Origin of the sequence: Aeromonas sp. DSM 116730, assembly GCF_046581335.1 — a bacterium.
In the GTDB taxonomy this organism is placed as follows: Bacteria; Pseudomonadota; Gammaproteobacteria; order Enterobacterales; family Aeromonadaceae; genus Aeromonas; species Aeromonas rivipollensis.
In genome coordinates this window covers 2,847,485-2,865,539 of record NZ_CP144265.1, presented here as the reverse complement: position 1 = coordinate 2,865,539, position 18,055 = coordinate 2,847,485, and the positions used below count along the sequence as shown (strand labels likewise).

The 18,055-nt window shown below is 59.8% G+C and carries 14 protein-coding genes and 1 tRNA gene; 9 read left to right on the top strand and 6 right to left on the bottom strand.

The features are described from left to right. Positions 1–3: 3 nt before the first annotated feature. Positions 4–2,679: a bifunctional acetaldehyde-CoA/alcohol dehydrogenase gene (gene adhE, locus Aeroheme_RS12990; protein ID WP_163153832.1), complete on the bottom strand. Its 2,676-nt coding sequence runs from the start codon at positions 2,677–2,679 to the stop codon at positions 4–6. An 896-nt stretch (positions 2,680–3,575) separates the two neighbouring features. Here adhE and Aeroheme_RS12985 point away from each other — a divergent pair. From Aeroheme_RS12985 to Aeroheme_RS12955, 7 genes are all read left to right on the top strand, one after another. Then, positions 3,576–4,211 (top strand): YchE family NAAT transporter, encoded by a 636-nt coding sequence (locus Aeroheme_RS12985; protein ID WP_162520114.1) that lies wholly within the window; start codon positions 3,576–3,578, stop codon positions 4,209–4,211. A gap of 280 nt (positions 4,212–4,491) precedes the next feature. Continuing rightward, on the top strand, positions 4,492–6,111 hold the full coding sequence (locus Aeroheme_RS12980) for an ABC transporter substrate-binding protein (RefSeq protein ID WP_234568642.1): 1,620 nt from the start codon (positions 4,492–4,494) through the stop codon (positions 6,109–6,111). A gap of 98 nt (positions 6,112–6,209) precedes the next feature. Then, positions 6,210–7,130, top strand: a complete 921-nt coding sequence (oppB, locus tag Aeroheme_RS12975) for an oligopeptide ABC transporter permease OppB (protein WP_106887190.1) — start codon at positions 6,210–6,212, stop codon at positions 7,128–7,130. Between the two features lie 14 nt (positions 7,131–7,144). Continuing rightward, positions 7,145–8,056: an oligopeptide ABC transporter permease OppC gene (gene oppC / locus Aeroheme_RS12970; protein WP_111912458.1), complete on the top strand. Its 912-nt coding sequence runs from the start codon at positions 7,145–7,147 to the stop codon at positions 8,054–8,056. Positions 8,057–8,169: 113 nt separating this feature from the next. Continuing rightward, positions 8,170–9,150 carry an ABC transporter ATP-binding protein gene (locus tag Aeroheme_RS12965; RefSeq protein ID WP_368169389.1) on the top strand — a complete coding sequence of 327 codons (981 nt, stop codon included), beginning with the start codon at positions 8,170–8,172 and terminating at the stop codon, positions 9,148–9,150. Continuing rightward, positions 9,151–10,146 (top strand): murein tripeptide/oligopeptide ABC transporter ATP binding protein OppF, encoded by a 996-nt coding sequence (oppF, locus tag Aeroheme_RS12960; protein ID WP_106887186.1) that lies wholly within the window; start codon positions 9,151–9,153, stop codon positions 10,144–10,146. It begins immediately after the preceding gene. 302 nt (positions 10,147–10,448) lie between these two features. Continuing rightward, positions 10,449–11,408, top strand: coding sequence for a TerC family protein (locus tag Aeroheme_RS12955; RefSeq protein ID WP_163153828.1), 960 nt, complete (start codon positions 10,449–10,451; stop codon positions 11,406–11,408). A 53-nt stretch (positions 11,409–11,461) separates the two neighbouring features. On the opposite strand, the gene alr is transcribed toward Aeroheme_RS12955, so the two are convergent. Further along, positions 11,462–12,688 carry an alanine racemase gene (gene alr, locus Aeroheme_RS12950; RefSeq protein ID WP_163155764.1) on the bottom strand — a complete coding sequence of 409 codons (1,227 nt, stop codon included), beginning with the start codon at positions 12,686–12,688 and terminating at the stop codon, positions 11,462–11,464. Between the two features lie 176 nt (positions 12,689–12,864). Here alr and Aeroheme_RS12945 point away from each other — a divergent pair, with 176 nt between their 5' ends. Further along, positions 12,865–13,311 carry a methyltransferase family protein gene (locus Aeroheme_RS12945; protein ID WP_163149251.1) on the top strand — a complete coding sequence of 149 codons (447 nt, stop codon included), beginning with the start codon at positions 12,865–12,867 and terminating at the stop codon, positions 13,309–13,311. A gap of 54 nt (positions 13,312–13,365) precedes the next feature. On the opposite strand, the gene Aeroheme_RS12940 is transcribed toward Aeroheme_RS12945, so the two are convergent. From Aeroheme_RS12940 to Aeroheme_RS12925, 4 genes are all read right to left on the bottom strand, one after another. Beyond that, positions 13,366–14,619 carry a dicarboxylate/amino acid:cation symporter gene (locus tag Aeroheme_RS12940; protein ID WP_162520068.1) on the bottom strand — a complete coding sequence of 418 codons (1,254 nt, stop codon included), beginning with the start codon at positions 14,617–14,619 and terminating at the stop codon, positions 13,366–13,368. Positions 14,620–14,821: 202 nt separating this feature from the next. Next, positions 14,822–15,292: a CC0125/CC1285 family lipoprotein gene (locus tag Aeroheme_RS12935; protein ID WP_139744341.1), complete on the bottom strand. Its 471-nt coding sequence runs from the start codon at positions 15,290–15,292 to the stop codon at positions 14,822–14,824. A 133-nt stretch (positions 15,293–15,425) separates the two neighbouring features. Then, positions 15,426–15,502, bottom strand: a tRNA-Pro gene (locus tag Aeroheme_RS12930). A gap of 211 nt (positions 15,503–15,713) precedes the next feature. Continuing rightward, positions 15,714–17,057 (bottom strand): dihydroorotase, encoded by a 1,344-nt coding sequence (locus Aeroheme_RS12925; protein WP_106887180.1) that lies wholly within the window; start codon positions 17,055–17,057, stop codon positions 15,714–15,716. Positions 17,058–17,136: 79 nt separating this feature from the next. On the opposite strand from Aeroheme_RS12925, the gene Aeroheme_RS12920 reads away from it, so the two are divergent. Then, positions 17,137–18,012, top strand: coding sequence for a 6-pyruvoyl trahydropterin synthase family protein (locus tag Aeroheme_RS12920; protein ID WP_411165990.1), 876 nt, complete (start codon positions 17,137–17,139; stop codon positions 18,010–18,012). Positions 18,013–18,055 lie beyond the last annotated feature (43 nt).

Sequence of the window (18,055 nt, the reverse complement as noted above, 5' to 3'; positions counted from 1 at the left end):
TTATCAGGCTTTGGATTTTTTCTTGCTGTCTACCTTGGCGTCGACTTTGGCCTCAACCTTGGTCGCTACCTGAGCTTCCTCGGTGAAGGGACGGCCGTAGTAGGTGTCCATCAGTATGGCTTTGAGCTCGGTGATCAGCGGGTAGCGCGGGTTGGCGCCGGTGCACTGGTCATCAAAGGCTTCCAGGGCCAGCTGGTCAACCTTGGCCAGGAAGTCGGTCTCGTTCACGCCGGCTTCACGGATGGAGGCCGGGATGCCCAGAGTCGCTTTCAGCTCGTCCAGCCAGGTCAGCAGCTTCTCGATCTTGGCCGCGGTGCGGTCACCGGCGGCAGTCAGACCCAGGTGGTCGGCCACTTCGGCGTAGCGACGACGAGCCTGCGGACGGTCGTACTGGGAGAACGCGGTCTGCTTGGTCGGGTTGTCGTTCGCGTTGTAGCGGATGACGTTGCTGATCAGCAGGGCGTTGGCCAGGCCGTGCGGGATGTGGAACTCGGCACCCAGCTTGTGGGCCATGGAGTGGCACACACCCAGGAAGGCGTTGGCGAACGCGATACCGGCGATGGTGGCGGCGTTGTGCACCTTCTCACGGGCAACCGGGTCGTTGGCACCGTTCTGGTAGCTGGACGGCAGATACTCTTTGAGCAGTTTCAGGGCTTGCAGCGCCTGACCGTCGGAGTATTCGTTGGCCAGCACGGAGACATAGGCTTCCATGGCGTGGGTTACGGCATCGATACCACCGAAGGCACACAGGGACTTGGGCATACCCATGACCAGGTTGGCATCGACGATGGCCATGTTCGGGGTCAGCTCGTAGTCGGCCAGCGGGTACTTCATGCCGGTGGCGTCGTCGGTCACGACCGCAAACGGAGTCACTTCAGAACCGGTACCGGAAGTGGTGGTGATGCAGACCAGTTCTGCCTTCACACCCATTTTCGGGAACTTGTAGATACGCTTGCGGATGTCCATGAAGCGCATGGCCAGATCTTCGAACGCAGTGTCAGGGTGCTCGTACATGACCCACATGATCTTGGCGGCATCCATGGGTGAACCACCGCCCAGGGCGACGATCACGTCCGGCTTGAAGGAGTTGGCCATCTCGGCGCCCTTGCGTACCACGGACAGAGTGGGGTCGGCTTCCACTTCGTAGAAGATTTCCACTTCCATGTTCAGCTTCTTGAGCAGACGAACCACTTCATCGGCATAGCCGTTGTTGAACAGGAAACGGTCGGTGACCACCATGGCGCGCTTCTTGCCTTCCAGGTCGCCCAGGGCGATCGGCAGGGAACCACGACGGAAGTAGATGGATTTCGGAAGTTTGTGCCACAGCATATTTTCTGCCCGTTTTGCGACTGTCTTCTTGTTGATCAGGTGCTTGGGACCGACGTTCTCGGAGATGGAGTTACCACTCCAGGAGCCGCAACCCAGGGTCAGGGACGGGGCGAGAGCGAAGTTGTACAGGTCACCGATACCGCCCTGGGTGGAGGGGGTGTTGATCAGGATACGAGCAGTCTTCATCTTGTCGCCGAAGTACTTGATGCGGTCGGCGTTGCGATCCTGGTCGGTGTAGAGGCCGGAGGTGTGGCCGATACCACCGATGTTGACCATGTCGCAGGCCATTTCGACGGCTTCTTCGAAGTTCTTGGCGCGGAACATACCCAGGGTCGGGGAGAGCTTCTCGTGAGCGAACTCGTCCTCTGCACAGAGCTCCAGACCTTCACCGATCAGGATCTTGGTGGTGGCAGGCACTGTCACACCGGCCATGGCGGCGATCTTGGTGGCGGGCTGGCCCACGATGTCGGCGTTCAGGGCGCCGTTGATCAGCAGCACTTTACGCACCTTGTCGGCTTCGTCCTTGGAGAGGATGTAGCCGGCGTGAGTAGCGAAACGCTCCTTGACCTGGTTGTAGATGGAGTCAACCACGATGACGGCTTGCTCGGACGCACAGACCACGCCGTTGTCGAAGGTCTTGGACATCAGGATGGAGGCGACGGCGCGCTTCACATCGGCAGTCTCGTCGATGACGATGGGCACGTTGCCGGCACCCACGCCGATGGCGGGCTTGCCTGAGGAGTAGGCGGCTTTCACCATGCCCGGGCCACCGGTGGCCAGGATCAGGTTGATGTCATCGTGCTTCATCAGCGCGTTGGAGAGTTCGACTGACGGTTGGTCAATCCAGCCGATGATGTTCTTCGGGGCACCGGCGGCGATGGCTGCATCCAGTACCAGCTTGGCAGCGGTATTGGTGGAGTTCTTGGCGCGGGGGTGCGGGGAGAAGATGATGGCGTTGCGGGTCTTCAGGGAGATGAGGGCCTTGAAGATAGCAGTGGAAGTCGGGTTGGTGGTCGGCACTATACCACAGATGATGCCTACCGGCTCGGCGATGGTGATGGTGCCCATCTCGTCGTCCTGGCTCAGGATGCCGCAGGTCTTCTCGTCTTTGTAAGCGTTATAGATGTATTCGGAGGCGAAGTGGTTTTTGATGACCTTGTCTTCGATGATGCCCATGCCGGACTCAGCCACTGCCATCTGGGCCAGGGGGATACGGGCGTTGCTGGCGGCCAGTGCGGCGGCGCGGAAGATCTTGTCTACCTGCTCTTGCGAGAAGCTGGCGAATTCACGCTGGGCTTCTTTGACGCGGGCAACCAGTGCATCCAGTTCAGCCAAATTGGTTACTGCCATGTTTATCTCCTGATGATTTGAAAACTGTTTAGTAAGACCTTGGCAATGCCCGGCAATTATAGCCGCCCTGTCAAGGAGAGAATCACCATAACGGGGTATTTACATGCCTTACTAAATTGTTTTCTGGCTCGATTATAGAGCCGGGATGTGTCAGAAAAGATTGATCTGGATCATATGTAACAAAAGAACAAAAGAAATTTTGTTTCACCATCCCGACCGGCCAGATGTTACGCATTTGTAGAGTAGAGCGCCGGGGGGATGAACACGAGGTGAACAGCCATTTTTGCGCCTGGTGTCAAACCCTTGCCTCATATCCTCCCGCAGTTTCGCGGCTGGCAATGAGGGCGCTGAGGTCCTGCCTGGCGGCGGCCCTTGACAGCCTCTCGCCCCAAAGAGAGGCAGGCGTTTCATTTCTGTTGGAAAAAATGGTGGTTGTTTTCATCCAGCGTCGGGCCTTTTCGTCGGACTTTGGATGGCTGTTCGGCAAATCTCATAACGACGCCTTTGTGGGCGGACTGCTTGCGCCATGGTTGTCCCGGGCACATCAGGATGAAGATAGGGTGCCAGCCTGGGGCGAGCCGTGGGGGTGAATAGGGGTTATCCCCTTGGGGCCTCCAGATCAATCCATGAAAATGGCGCTTTATTGAAGGGAAATAGGGTGATGGCTGGGCGTTTCGACATAAAACACCACCATACTTTGCTGGCGTGTTAAATGGCCTCCATAACGGTTAACAACTCGATATGTTGATTTTTGTCGATTCATTAGAGGAACTAACTGAAAAGCCCCGGAAAGGGTGAGATTATTTGATTGGAGAAGGGAAATATCATGGTGTAAATTTACGCGCAGTTTGACGGGGATGGCCCTCGGTGGCCCGAATTGGTTCTGGATGGCGCTTATGGCAGCAATTGACTTCTCTTTATACCTGAAATTTTTCGTCGGCCTGTTTGCGATCATCAACCCGCTGGGTCTGTTGCCGGTCTTTGTGAGCCTGACGGGCCACATGCAACCGGATGAGCGCAGGAAGACCAACACCACGGCCCACATTGCCGTGATGATCATCCTCATGGTCTCCATGACCATGGGGCAGCTGATCCTCGACGGTTTCGGCATCTCGCTGGCGTCGTTCCGCATTGCCGGCGGCTCGCTCATCACCCTGATCGCCTGGTCCATGTTGCAGGGCAAGCTGGGGGAGGTGAAGCACAACAAGCAGGAGAAGGGTGAACTGGCCGCGCGCGAATCCATCGCCGTGGTGCCGCTGGCGCTGCCCCTGATGGCAGGCCCCGGGGCCATCTCATCCTCCATCGTCTATGCCAGCCAGAAGACCCTGACCGAGCTGATGGGCATGTTCGTGGTGGTGATGGCCTTTGCCTACTGCTCCTGGCTCATCTTCCGTGCCGCTCCCCTGCTGTTCAAGCTGATGGGCAATACCGGCATCAACGTGGTCACCCGTATCATGGGTCTCATCATGATGTCTCTTGGTATCGAGATCATGGTGGCAGGGATCAAGGGAGTCTTTCCCGGATTGATGTGATTCAGGTCTGTTTTGTCGGAGCCGGTCCTCGTGACCGGCTTTTTATTGTTTCTTTTTTGTTAGTCATTTCCTAGAATCGAGCGGCTTTGTATGAAAAACACCCATTACGCGATATTTAAATGCTGAATAAATGGTTTAAAGCTGTTTTTTTGACCGCCAAAGCCGTCCCTACCTGATGATATCTATTGCATTATCAGAATTGTCAGGGAATTATGCGGGCAGCGGGATTTTTATCTCGTGAATGGACAAATGCATGGAACGTTCTTGTTGGAGTATGGAAATGACTCATAGAAAAACAATTATTAATACCCTTTTATTGACCGCACTCTTTGGTGGCGCCACCCTGGCCCACGCCGCCGACGTCCCCGCCGGCACCAAGCTCGCCCCCGAGCAGACCCTGGTGAAAGGCAATGGCTCCGAACCCGCCACCCTGGATCCCCAGAAAGTGGAAGGTACCCCCGAATCCAATGTATTGCGTGACCTGTTCGAGGGTCTCGTCAGCTCCGGCCCCAAGGGTGAGACCCTGCCCGGCGTCGCCGAGTCCTGGGAAACCAAGGACAACAAACACTATGTGTTCCACCTGCGCAAGGATGCCAAGTGGTCCAACGGGGATCCGGTGACCGCCCATGACTTCGTCTTCGCCTTCCAGCGCGCGGTGGATCCCAAGACGGCTTCTCCCTACTCCTGGTACATGGAGATCCCGACCATCATCAATGCCTCCGATATCATCGCGGGCAAGAAGCCGGCCGATACCCTGGGTGTGAAGGCGGTTGACGATCACACCTTTGAAGTCCAGCTGGAGAAGGCGGTGCCTTACTTCGTCAGCATGCTCTCCCACACCACCACCTATCCGGTCCCCAAGGCGGTGATCGAGAAGTTCGGTGACAAGTGGACCCAGCCCGGCAACATGGTTTCCAACGGCGCTTATGTGCTGAAGGATTGGGTGGTCAACGAGCGCGTCGACGTCGAGCGCAACCCCAGCTACTGGAACAACGCCAAGACAGTGATCGAGAAGGTCACCTACCTGCCCATCCAGTCCACCAACGCCGAGCTGAACCGCTACCTGGCCGGTGAAGTCGATCTCACCTACAACATGCCCATCGAGCGCTTCAAGCAGATGAAGAAGGAGCACCCGAACGAGGTGCAGGTGAGCGGCTATGTGGGCACCTACTACTACCAGTACAACTTCAAGCACAAGCCGTTTGACGACGTGCGGGTGCGTACCGCGCTCTCCTACGCCATCGATCGCAACGTGATCGCTGACAAGGTGATGGGCAAGGGCGAGACCCCGGGTTACACCCTGGTTCCTGACTTCGTGGACGGTTTCAAGCCGGTGGCCCCTGCCTGGTCCAAGCTGACCCAGGCCGAGCGTGATGCCAAGGCGAAAGAGCTGCTGACCGAAGCCGGTTACGGCCCGGGCAAGCCGCTCAAGTTCGAGCTGCTCTACAACACAGACGACAACCACAAGAAGGTGGCCGTGGCCGTTGCCTCCATGTGGAAGAAGCTGGGGGTGCAGGTGAGCCTGGTTAACCAGGAGTGGAAGACCTACCTGGAAACCAAGAAGCAGGGTAACTTCGACGTGGGTCGCGCCGGCTGGATTGCGGACTACAACGAAGCCTCCTCCATGCTGGATCTGATGCAGACCACCCACGGCAACAACGACGGCAAGTACTCCAATACCGCCTTTGACAAGCTGATGAGCGAGTCGCGCAACCAGGTGGATGCGGATGCGCGCAACAAGCTCTATGTCCAGGCCGAAGATATCCTGGCCAAGGACATGCCGATCGCCCCCATCTATCAGTACGTGACCTCGCGCATGGTCAAGCCCTATGTGGGCGGCTACCCGGCCAACCCGCTGGACAACCTCTACAGCAAAGACATGTACATCATTGCTCACTGAGTAAAGAAACAAGTCGCATAACAAGCAGGCCCGCCAGACGGCGGGCCTTAGTATTAAAACCGCGACCCTTTGGAAGCAGTACAGGACAGGAAATGTCTATGTTGAAATTCATCCTTAAACGTCTACTGGAAGCGATCCCGACTCTACTGGTCTTGATCACAGTCTCCTTCTTCATGATGCGTTTCGCACCGGGTAACCCCTTTACCAGCGAACGCGCCCTGCCGCCGGAAGTGCTTGCCAACATCGAGGCCAAGTACGGCCTGGACAAGCCCATAGGTGTGCAATACCTCACCTATCTGGGCAACCTGGTCCAGGGAGATCTGGGGCCCTCTTTCAAGTACAAGGACTTCACCGTCAATGATCTGGTGAGCCAGGCGCTGCCTGTTTCCGCCAAGATAGGGAGCGCGGCTTTCGTCCTTGCCGTCTTGCTGGGAGTCACCTTCGGCACCATTGCGGCCTTGAAACAGAACACCTTCATCGACTATCTGCTGATGTCGTCGGCCATGGCCGGGGTGGTGATACCCGGCTTCGTGCTGGCGCCCTTGCTGGTGCTCTTCTTCAGTATCTACCTGGGCTGGTTCCCGGCGGGAGGCTGGCAGGGGGGCGGGGTGCAGTTCATGGTGTTGCCGGTGTTCGGCATGATGATGTACTACATCTCCGCCATCTCCCGCATCATGCGTGGCAGCATGATTGAGACCATGAACTCCAACTTCATCCGTACCGCCCGTGCCAAGGGGCTGCCGCTGCGCCATATCATCCTGAGGCACGCGCTGCGTCCGGCCATGCTGCCTGTGGTCTCCTACCTGGGCCCGGCCTTTGTCGGCATCATCACGGGCTCAGTGGTGATCGAGACCATCTTCGGTCTGCCGGGGATTGGCCAGCTGTTCGTCAACGGTGCCCTCAACCGTGATTACTCCATGGTGCTCGGTCTGACCATTTTGGTCGGCGCCCTGACCATCACCTTTAACGCCGTGGTCGATATTCTCTATGCCGTCATCGATCCCAAGATCCGTTACTAAGCCGGGAGTACATCATGGTAGTCACAACTGAAAAGCGCGAAGCCGTCGAGGCGTTCGCCCAGCAAGTGGAAGTGGTGGAAGGACGCTCCCTGTGGAAGGATGCCCGTCGCCGTTTCCTGCGCAACAAGGCGGCCCTGACCAGCCTCATCATCCTGACCATCATCGGTCTGGCGGTGATCGTCGGGCCGCACCTGTCCCAATACACCTTCGACGATCCTGACTGGGGCGCCATGCAGGCCGCCCCTGACATGGAGACGGGTCACTGGTTCGGTACCGACAGCCTGGGGCGCGATCTCTTCGTGCGCACCCTGCTCGGCGGCCGCATCTCGCTCATGGTCGGCATCATGGGGGCCGTGGTGGCCGTCATCATAGGCACCCTGTATGGCGCCGCCTCCGGCTTCATCGGCGGTCGCGTCGACAGCCTGATGATGCGGGTACTGGAGATCCTCAACGCCTTCCCCTTCATGTTCTTCGTCATCATGCTGGTGACCTTCTTCGGTCGCAACCTGGCCCTCATCTTCCTCGCCATAGGCGCGGTGAGCTGGCTCGACATGGCGCGGATAGTGCGAGGCCAGACCCTGAGCCTCAAGAGCAAGGAGTTCATCGAGGCGGCCCACGTCTGTGGCGTCTCCAAGTGGAAGATCATCACCCGTCACATAGTCCCCAACGTGCTCGGCATAGTGGCGGTCTACGCCACCCTGCTGGTGCCGGGCATGATCATGTTCGAATCCTTCCTGAGCTTCCTGGGGCTGGGTGTGCAAGAGCCCATGACCAGCTGGGGTGCCCTGCTGGATGAAGGCTCCAAGTCGATGGAAGTGGCCATCTGGCAACTCCTGTTCCCCGCCGGTTTCATGGTGGTGACCCTGTTCTGCTTCAACTTCCTCGGGGATGGTCTGCGTGATGCCCTCGATCCAAAGGATCGGTAAGACGCCAACGGATCGATAAGACGCCAACGGCGCCATAAGACCCATCCGCTGAACGCGCGGCGTCATCCGGATGGGCAGGAAAGCATCACGAGAGATCGATAAGGAGTTTTGATATGAAGTTACTGGATGTGAAAGATCTGCGGGTCGAGTTCAAGACCCCGGATGGCAATGTGGTGGCGGTCAACGACCTCAACTTCTCCCTCTCTGCCGGCGAGACCCTGGGAATCGTCGGTGAGTCAGGCTCAGGCAAGTCTCAGACTGCCTTTGCCATCATGGGGCTGCTCGCCAAGAACGGCATCATTACCGGCTCGGCCAAGTTTCAGGGGGACGAGATCCTGAATCTGCCGGAGCACAAGCTCAACAAGATCCGCTCCGAGAAGATCGCCATGATCTTCCAGGACCCCATGACCTCCCTGAACCCTTATATGAAGGTGAAGGATCAGCTGATGGAAGTGCTGATGCTGCACAAGGGAGTGAGCAAGGCGGCGGCGTTCGAGGAGTCGGTGCGCATGCTGGACGCGGTGAAGATCCCCGAGTCGCGCAAGCGGATGAACATGTACCCCCACGAGTTCTCCGGTGGCATGCGCCAGCGGGTGATGATCGCCATGGCGCTCCTGTGCCGGCCGCAACTGCTCATCGCCGACGAGCCGACCACGGCGCTGGACGTGACGGTGCAGGCCCAGATCATGACCCTGATGAACGAGCTCAAGCGGGAGTTCAACACCGCCATCGTCATGATCACCCACGATCTTGGCGTGGTGGCGGGCATCTGTGACAAGGTGCTGGTGATGTATGCCGGTCGCACCATGGAGTACGGCCGGGTCAACGACATCTTCTATCGCCCGAGCCACCCCTATACCGAAGGCTTGCTGCGCGCCATTCCCCGTCTCGATACCGAAGGGGAAGTGCTGCCCACCATACCGGGCAATCCGCCCAACCTGCTGCGTCTGCCCACTGGCTGCCCCTTCCAGGAGCGTTGCCACCGGGCGCACGAGATTTGCGGCCAGCAATCTCCAGTCCTGACCCCCTTCGGCGACGGACGGACACGGGCCTGCCATTGGGTATCGGATGCCATGATCAAGGGGGCAAACTAAATGGGTACTGACAAGAAACTGCTGCTGGAAGTATCTGACCTCAAGGTTCACTTCAGCATCAAGAGTGACAAGGCCTGGCCCTGGGCCAAGCCCTCCGCCCTGAAGGCGGTGGATGGCGTCACCCTGCGCCTCTACGAGGGGGAGACCCTGGGCGTAGTGGGGGAGTCCGGCTGTGGCAAGTCCACCTTCGCCCGGGCTCTGATAGGCCTGGTGCCGGCCACCGACGGCAAGGTGGTGTGGCTGGGCCAGGATCTGACCAAGCTCGAGCAGGGGGCGCTGCGGGAGAAGCGCAAGGAGATCCAGATGATCTTCCAGGACCCGCTGGCCTCCTTGAACCCGCGCATGACCATAGGCGACATCATCGCCGAGCCCCTGGTCACCTTCTATCCCAATCTCTCAAGGGATCAGGTGAAGGAGAAGGTGCGGGCCATGATGACCAAGGTGGGGCTTTTGCCCAACCTGGTAAACCGCTACCCCCACGAGTTCTCCGGCGGCCAGTGCCAGCGCATCGGCATCGCCCGGGCGCTGATCCTGGAGCCCAAGATGATCATCTGTGACGAGCCTGTCTCGGCGCTGGATGTCTCCATCCAGGCCCAGGTGGTCAACCTGCTCAAGTCCCTGCAAAAGGAGATGGGGCTCTCCCTCATCTTCATCGCCCACGACTTGTCCGTGGTCAAACACATCTCGGATCGGGTGCTGGTGATGTATCTGGGCAACGCGGTTGAGCTCGGGACCCGTCAGGAGATCTTCGCCAATCCCCTGCATCCCTACACCAAGGCGCTGATGTCGGCGGTGCCCATTCCGGATCCGGATCTGGAGCGCAGCAAGGTGATCCAGATCCTGGAGGGGGACCTGCCGTCGCCGATGAATCCGCCGTCCGGCTGCGTGTTCCGTACCCGCTGCCCGGTGGCGGGGCCTGAGTGCGCCAAGACCCGCCCCATGCTGGAGGGGAACTTCGATCACGCGGTCTCCTGTCTCAAGGTGGATCCGCTCTGAGGGCGAGGGCGTGAACGAGCATGCGGGGCACCCAGGTGGTGCCCCGTTTTATTTCCATCCGCGGTGAAGATGCCCCTTGGCGCCACCTTTGGAGGCTGTTACTATCCGCCGCACAAGGGGAGTAACTTCTCGCCGGTTTGTCGTCATTACGGTGCACCCATATCCTGCAGTGCACCCGGCAGCCGGGCAGTCGATGAAAATTGGCTGTAAGTGAGACCTTGCCGAGAGGCAAGGTGTATCTGCTCCAAACGCAAACCCACGCCTCTCGGTCGTGGGTTTTGTCGTTTTGGGAGAAGTGAAAAATGGGTGAATGGTGGATGTGGACCGGTTTCTTCAGCATAGTGCTGGTCCTGTTGTGGATTGACATCCGCTTTGTCGGCGGCGGCAAGGCGCACAAGGTGTCCCTCAAAGAGGCGGGGATCTGGTCCCTGGTCTGGGTCAGCGTGGCCCTGCTGTTCAACCTGGCCATCTGGCTCTGGCTGGATCACAGTGCCGGGCGTGAGATCGCCAACGAGAAGGGGCTGGAGTTCCTCACTGGCTACCTCATCGAGAAGGCGCTGGCGGTGGACAACGTCTTCGTCTGGCTGATGCTGTTTGGCTACTTCGCCATTCCGGCCGAGCTGCAGCGCCGGGTGCTGCTCTACGGGGTACTGGGTGCCATCGTCATGCGCGCCGGCATGGTGTTCGCGGGCAGCTGGCTCATCGAGCAGTTCCACTGGATCCTCTATCTGTTTGGCGCCTTCCTGCTGCTGACCGGGGTCAAGATGCTGTGGGCCGCCGACAAGGAGCCGGACTTGGCCAACAACCCGTTGCTGGGCTGGATGCGTCGCCGCTTCAAGGTGACCGAGACCCTGGAGGGGGAGAACTTCTTCGTCTGGCGTGACGGTGTGCGTTATGCCACCCCGCTGCTGCTCATTCTGGTGCTGGTGGAGGTGAGCGATCTCATCTTCGCGGTGGACAGCATCCCGGCCATCTTCGCGGTGACCACGGATCCCTTCATAGTGCTGACCTCCAACATCTTCGCCATCATGGGCCTGCGCGCCATGTACTTCCTGCTGGCCGGCGTCGCCGAACGCTTCGCCCTGCTCAAATACGGTCTGGCGCTGATCCTGATGTTCATCGGGGTCAAGATGCTGCTGCTCGACATCTTCAAGATACCGACTGGCATCGCATTGGGCGTGGTCGCGCTGATCCTGCTGGCCTCCATGGGGCTCAGCCTCTGGGTGACCCGCAAGAAGGTGGCCGACCAGAAGACGGTGTAAGCACCCGCAAAAAAGGGCTCCCTAAGGAGCCCTTTTTCATATCAGATATGTGCTTAGCGCTTGATCTTCTTGGGGTTGGTGTAACCCCAGATGGTGTACATGTCCGCCAGCAGGGCGCCGTTGTACTCCTCCAGATCCGCCTGCTTCACCTCGGCCTCACCCTGACGGCCGAACAGCACCACTTCATCACCGGGTTTCACCCCTTTGAGGTCGGTCACGTCCACCATGATGGTGTTCATGGAGGTCTTGCCCACCACGGGCACCTTCTGGCCCTGGATCAGCACATAGGCCTTGTTGCTGAGCGCACGGCGGTATCCGTCGGAGTAACCGAGCGGCAGGTTGGCGAGCAGGGAGTCACGCTTGAGGGTGAAGGTGCGGTCATAGCCGACGGTGTTGCCCGCCGGGTAGTGATTCACCGAGGCGACCTGGGTCTTGAACGCCATCACCTTCTTGTATTCGGTGTAGGAGGGGATGGTGTCACCGTAGATGATGCCGCCCGGGCGTACCATGTCAAAGTAGGCTTCCGGCACTTCCAGGGTGGCGAAGGAGTTGGCGGCGTGTATGGTGAGCTTGCTGCGATCCAGTTTGCCCGCGTCGATCAGCCACTGGTAGTCCAGCTTGAACTGGGCCAGCCCCAGCTTGACGTCCTCTTTCTCCTCCACCGGGAAGTGGGTCATGATGCCGACCGGGGTGATCCCCTTGAGCTTGACCATGGCCAGGGCATCTTCCTTGGCGTCCGCCTGGCGCAGGTCGATGCCGTTGCGGCTCATGCCGGCGGAGTTCAGACCTATGTGCACCGGAATGGTGGTATGGTGGCGCTGGGCGATGTCGGCGATCCCCTTGGCGCTCTCCAGGCTGCCCACCAGCTCTTCCAGCTTGTAGGGCAGGGCCTGCTCCACTTCGGCCGGGGTGGCGGCACGGACCCGCATCAGGCGGCCCTCGAAGCCCTTCTCGCGGGCCACCCGGGCCTCTTCATTGCTGGCGATGCCGATGCAGGGAATGCCCGCCTTGACCACGGAGGGGACCAGCAGATCGATGCCGTGACCGTAGGCGTCGGCCTTCATGATGGCGCAGATCTGCGGGCCCTTGTCGCCGAGACGATCCTTGAGGGTCTGGATGTTGTGCTCGAAGGCGGTCAAGTCCACCTCCAGCCAGGCGTTGGCGGCGGTCTGCTCCTGACCGTTGCGGGTGTCGCTGGCGAGCGGCAGGTAGGGGGCGGCGACGGCCTGGCCGGCGAGCAACCCGAAGACCAGGGTCGCGAGCAGGGTTTTCTTGTGCATGGGATGGTTCCTTTTTTATTGTTTCGTTGAGGATGGGCCCCTGTCAGATGCGGGCCGCGGCATGGCTGGGTCAGCATGTTGCTATGCTAATGATATGTTTCACTTTTTACCCAGATGCCGACGCTGCGAGTGTATCGCAATGGCGTCATTTGTGGCACTTGTTGCAGGAAGAAAATATGCGTTTCGAGCTGCGTATTCCGCCCTTGTTGCTCTTTGTCCTGCTCGCCCTTGCCATGTGGTTGGGACGGGGGGAGGAGAGGGGGAGCGGGGTTTTGCTGGTGCTGGCCACGGCGTTGCTGCTGGTAGGGGCCGTGCTGGGGGGCGGGGCGCTGCTGCACTTTCGCCGGGAGCGTACCAGCGTCCATCCAGTCCGCTTGCAGCAGAGCCGGGTGCTGGTGACCCGGGGGGTCTATCGCATCAGCCGCAACCCCATGTACCTGGGGCTGCTCTGCTGGTTGCTGGCGCTGGCCTGCTATCTCGGGGGCCCCTGGGTCTGGCTCGGGCCGCTGTTGTTGCTGGGCTGGCTCACCCGCTTTCAGATCTTGCCGGAAGAGCGTGCCCTGCGCGCCCGCTTCGGCATCAGCTATGTGCAGTACTGCCGGCGGGTGAGGCGCTGGTGCTGACCGCCAAACGAAAAAAGGCCCGCAGTTGCGGGCCTTTTGCTGGGTGTCCTTGACTCAAGCCTTGGCGAGTTCGCCCTCGGGCTGGGTCTCTCCCAGACTGTCTTCCGTCTTGGCCACCACGCTGGCGGCGATGGCGTTGCCCAGCACGTTGGTGGCGGAGCGACCCATGTCGAGGAAGTGGTCTATGCCGAGCAGCAGCAGTATGCCGGCCTCCGGGATCTGGAACTGGTTCAGGGTGGCGGCGATCACCACCAGGGAGGCGCGCGGTACCCCGGCCATCCCCTTGGAGGTGACCATCAGCAGCAGCAGCATGGTGATCTGCTGGGCCATGCTGAGCTCTATGCCATAGGCCTGGGCGATGAACATCACCGCGAAGGTGCAGTACATCATGGAGCCGTCCAGGTTGAAGGAGTAGCCCATGGGCAGCACGAAGCTGGCGATGCGCTTGTCACAGCCGAACTTCTCCAGCCTGTCCAGGGTCTTGGGATAGGCGGCCTCGGAGCTGGCGGTGGAGAAGGCGAGCAGTATGGGCTCGCGGATCATGGCCAGCAGGGTCAGGATGCGGCGGCGGATGAAGAGGCTGCCCATGGCGATGAGCAGCAGCCAGAGGCAGGCCAGGGCCAGGTAGAACTGGGCCATGAAGGTGCCATAGGTGGCGAGGATGCCGAGCCCTTCCTTGGCGACCATGGCGGCGATGGCGCCGAACACCGCGAAGGGGGCGAAGTTCATCACGTAGCCGGTCACCTTCAGCATGATCTCGGCGCTGCTTGCCATCAGCTTGACCACGGGTTTGGCGGCATCCCCCAGGGCGGCGGCGGCCAGCCCGAAGAAGAGGGAGAACACCACTATCTGCAGGATCTCGTTGGTGGCCATGGCCTCGATCACGCTTTTCGGAATGGCGTGGGTCACGAAGTCCTTGAGGGAGATGGCGGTGGCGGCCACCCCTGAGCTGGCGCCGTCATCGGGCAGGGAGAGGGAGAGGCCGACCCCGGGCTGCATCAGGTGCACCATCACCAGCCCCAGGGTCAATGACATCAGGGAGGCCAGCATGAACCAGCCCAGGGTCTTGGCGCCGATGCGCCCCACGGTGCGGGTGTCGCCCATCTTGGCGATGCCGACCACCAGGGTAGTGAACACCAGGGGGGCGATGATCATCTTGATGAGGCGCAGGAAGATGTCGGTCAGTATGGTGATGTCACTGGCAAAGGTGGCGGCCTGGGCCGGGGCAAACAGGCGATAGCCTTGCCCGGTAAAAATGCCAAGCAACATCGCAATGAGGATGGCAACGGTCAATTTGTTCATTTTCATGGGGGGACAGTCTCGATATGTGCAGTGCCTGTGCAGGTGGATTTGGTGCCACCTAAGTCCGTTTTTGTGATCCGGGCCATGGAATCCTGACAGCCGGTATGCTGGCAGCATGCCTAATCATGGAGGGGAAATCCAGCGACTTATATCAGAACTTTATGTTGCAATTAGTTGTATGTGATGTAGATCTTGTAAATTAATTATATTAATCACTGTTTGTTTTCATCTTTGCCAGATAAATGGCTTCCAGGCTCTGGTCGTCCAATGGGGCTCTCCCGAGGGAGAAGATCAGCAGTGCCGAGGTGCGGTGCTCTACCTGCATCTCGTCCATGAAGGTGTCGGGTTCGTACTCATCGAAGCCGAACTGGGGGCGGGTCGGGGTGACCCTGACCGCATCCCGCGACAGGGTCAGCGACTGCACCTGCACCCAGGCATACCCCTGCGCCAGCGCCATCTCTCCCGCTCGCTTGAGCACGTACTTGCGGGCCGTCTCCCTGTCCACCAGATCGTTGCCCACAAACTCCAGCTGCCAGCGGGTCGCCCCGAGCTGGGTCTGGGAGAAGCCTGTCTGGCCGTTCCAGAAGGACTTTTCGCTGTCATAGGCGGTGGCGCAGCCGCCGAGCAGCAGCGAGCCGCACAGGGCGAGGACGAACAAGAGGGGGGAGCTTGGTGACATGGAACTGGCCCTTGGCTGAGAGGACCTCACTACAGCACAACGGCGCTCATGAGACAATCGCCTGCCAGGGCGTTGCCTTGGAGAGACAAAAAGAAAAGGCCTTGTCGTTTGACAAGGCCTTTCTCGGGGAATTTGGTCGGTGTGAGAGGATTCGAACCTCCGACCCTCTACACCCCATGCAGATGCGCTACCTGGCTGCGCTACACACCGACGGAGTCAGCTCGGCTGACGGGGAGGGAGTTTATGGAGATGCCCCGACCCTGTCAACAGGGGAAATCCCGCGCCGAGATCGTTTGCCTGCTTTGCGAGCAACTTCGGATCAAAGTGCGACCAGTCGCGCATTTTGTCAGCACCCCGCCGCCGTCTTGCATGAAAAACGGCCGCCCTGGTGGGCGGCCGTTTGGTATCAGCGATGACTGGCTTAGCGGTTGAAGGTGAGCCGCTTGCCCAATACCTGATCGGTGACCTGGCCGTTCTGCCAGGCGATCTGGCCGTTGACCAGGGTCATCTCTATGGTGCTCTGGAAGCGGTAGCCATTGAAGGGCGACCAGCCGCACAGATAGAGCAGGTTGCTGTCGTTGACCACATAGGGCTTGCCGAGATCCAGCAGCACCAGGTCTGCGAAGTAGCCCTCGCGGATGTAGCCGCGATCCTGCACCTGGAAGCGCTCGGCCACCGCGTGGGAGGTCTTCTTGACGATAGTCTCCAGCGAGAAGACACCGTTGTGGTAGAGCTCCAGCAGCGCCTGCAGGGAGTGCTGCACCAGGGGCACGCCGGACGGCGCCTTGAAGTAGCTGTTCTGCTTCTCTTCCCAGGTGTGGGGGGCGTGGTCGGTGGCGATGATGTCGAGCACGTCGTTGCGCACCGCATCCAACAGGGCGTGCTGGTCGGCGGCGCTCTTCACCGCCGGGTTGCACTTGATCTGGCTGCCCAGGGTGTCGTAGTCCGCCTCGTTGAAGAACAGATGATGGACGCACACCTCGGCGGTGATGTTCTTGTCCTTGAGATCCTTCAGATCCGGGGTGGCGGTGAAGAGCGACAGCTCCTTGGCGGTGGTCAGGTGCAGCACGTGCAGCTTGGCACCGTACTGCTTCGCCAGCCCCACCGCCATGCTGGAGGATTTGTAGCAGGCGTCGGCGCTGCGGATGCGGCCGTGCTCGCGCATGGGCACATCCTCGCCCCACTTGGCGCGGGCCTCGTCTTCCAGCACCTTGATGGAGGGGGTGTCCTCGCAGTGGGTGACTATCATCACCGGGCTCTCGCGGAAGATGGCCGCCAGTGTCTCCTGGTTGTCCACCAGCATGTTGCCGGTGGAGGCTCCCATGAAGATCTTGATGCCGCAGGACTGCTTGGGATCCAGCTTCTTGATCTCTTCCAGGTTGTCGTTGGTGGCACCCAGGTAGAAGCTGTAGTTGGCGGCGGCGGAGTTGGCGGCTATCTGGTATTTGGCTTCGAGGGCGTCGATGGTGGTGGTCTGGGGATTGACGTTGGGCATTTCCATGAAACTGGTGGTGCCACCGGCGACGGCGGCCCGGGATTCACTGGCGATGGTCCCCTTGTGGGTCAGGCCAGGTTCCCGGAAATGGACCTGATCATCGATCATCCCGGGGATGAGGTGACGGCCTGCGGCATCGATCACCACGGCATCGGGGGCGCTGATGTCCGGGGCGATGCGGGCGATCCGCTCACCCTCGATCAAGACGTCGGAAGCATAGATGCGGCCTTCGTTGACCAGGGTGGCATTCTTGATAAGCAATTTGTTCATGGGGGGTTCCAGTTCCTTTGCCGATAATCCGGGGTCATAATATCGCAAACTGCACTTTCTCTGTAGCAAGGCCTGAGTGATGAAGTTATTTGTTAGAGATTTGACTGTGATCGATTCCAGCTATCTGTGCGAGCGTCGCGGCATGGTGGGGGAGAGCTGGCTGGTGGACATCGAGATGAGCGGCGAGCTCAACGAGATGAGCATGTTGCTGGACTTTGGTCGGGTGAAGAAGCTTATCAAGTCGATCATCGATGAAGAGGTGGATCACAAGCTGCTGGTGCCGACCGAGAGCGCTCTGGTGCACATCCACCCCCTGGATAACGACGAGTGCACCGTAGATCTGCTGCGCCCGGGTCGCTCCATCCACCTGCGCTGCCCGTCCCAGGCGTTCGCCTTCATCCCCGCCCCCCAGGTGGACAAGGAGTCGGTGACCCGCTATCTGCTGGCGGTGCTGGCCAAGCGCCTGCCTGGCAACATCAAGGATCTCTCACTGACCCTGCGCCAGGAGAAGATCGAGGGCGCCTTCTACCACTACAGCCATGGTCTGAAGAAGCACGACGGCAACTGCCAGCGCATCGCCCACGGCCACCGCTCTCCGGTCGAGATAGAGGTGGACGGGGCGCGCAACGAGGAGCTGGAGCTGAACTGGGCCGAGCGCTGGGCCGACATCTACCTCGGCACCCTGGAGGACAAGGTGGCCCTCTCCGAGCTGGAATTGAGCGAGCTGGCCAAGGCCCAGCTGGGGGAACATCACTTCGGCTTCAAGTACCTGGCGCCCCAGGGGCTGTTCCAGCTCGCCATGCCGGCCGCCGAGGTGGAGATGATAGACACGGACACCACCATAGAACTGCTGGCCCACTACATTGCCCGCGAAGTGAAGAAGCAGGTGGGGGACAAGTTCGTCAAGATTGTCGCCTATGAAGGGGTCGGCAAAGGCGCCATCGCCTACGCCTGATCTCACTGCAAGCCGCAATTAAAACAAGGCCCCGCATCTGCGG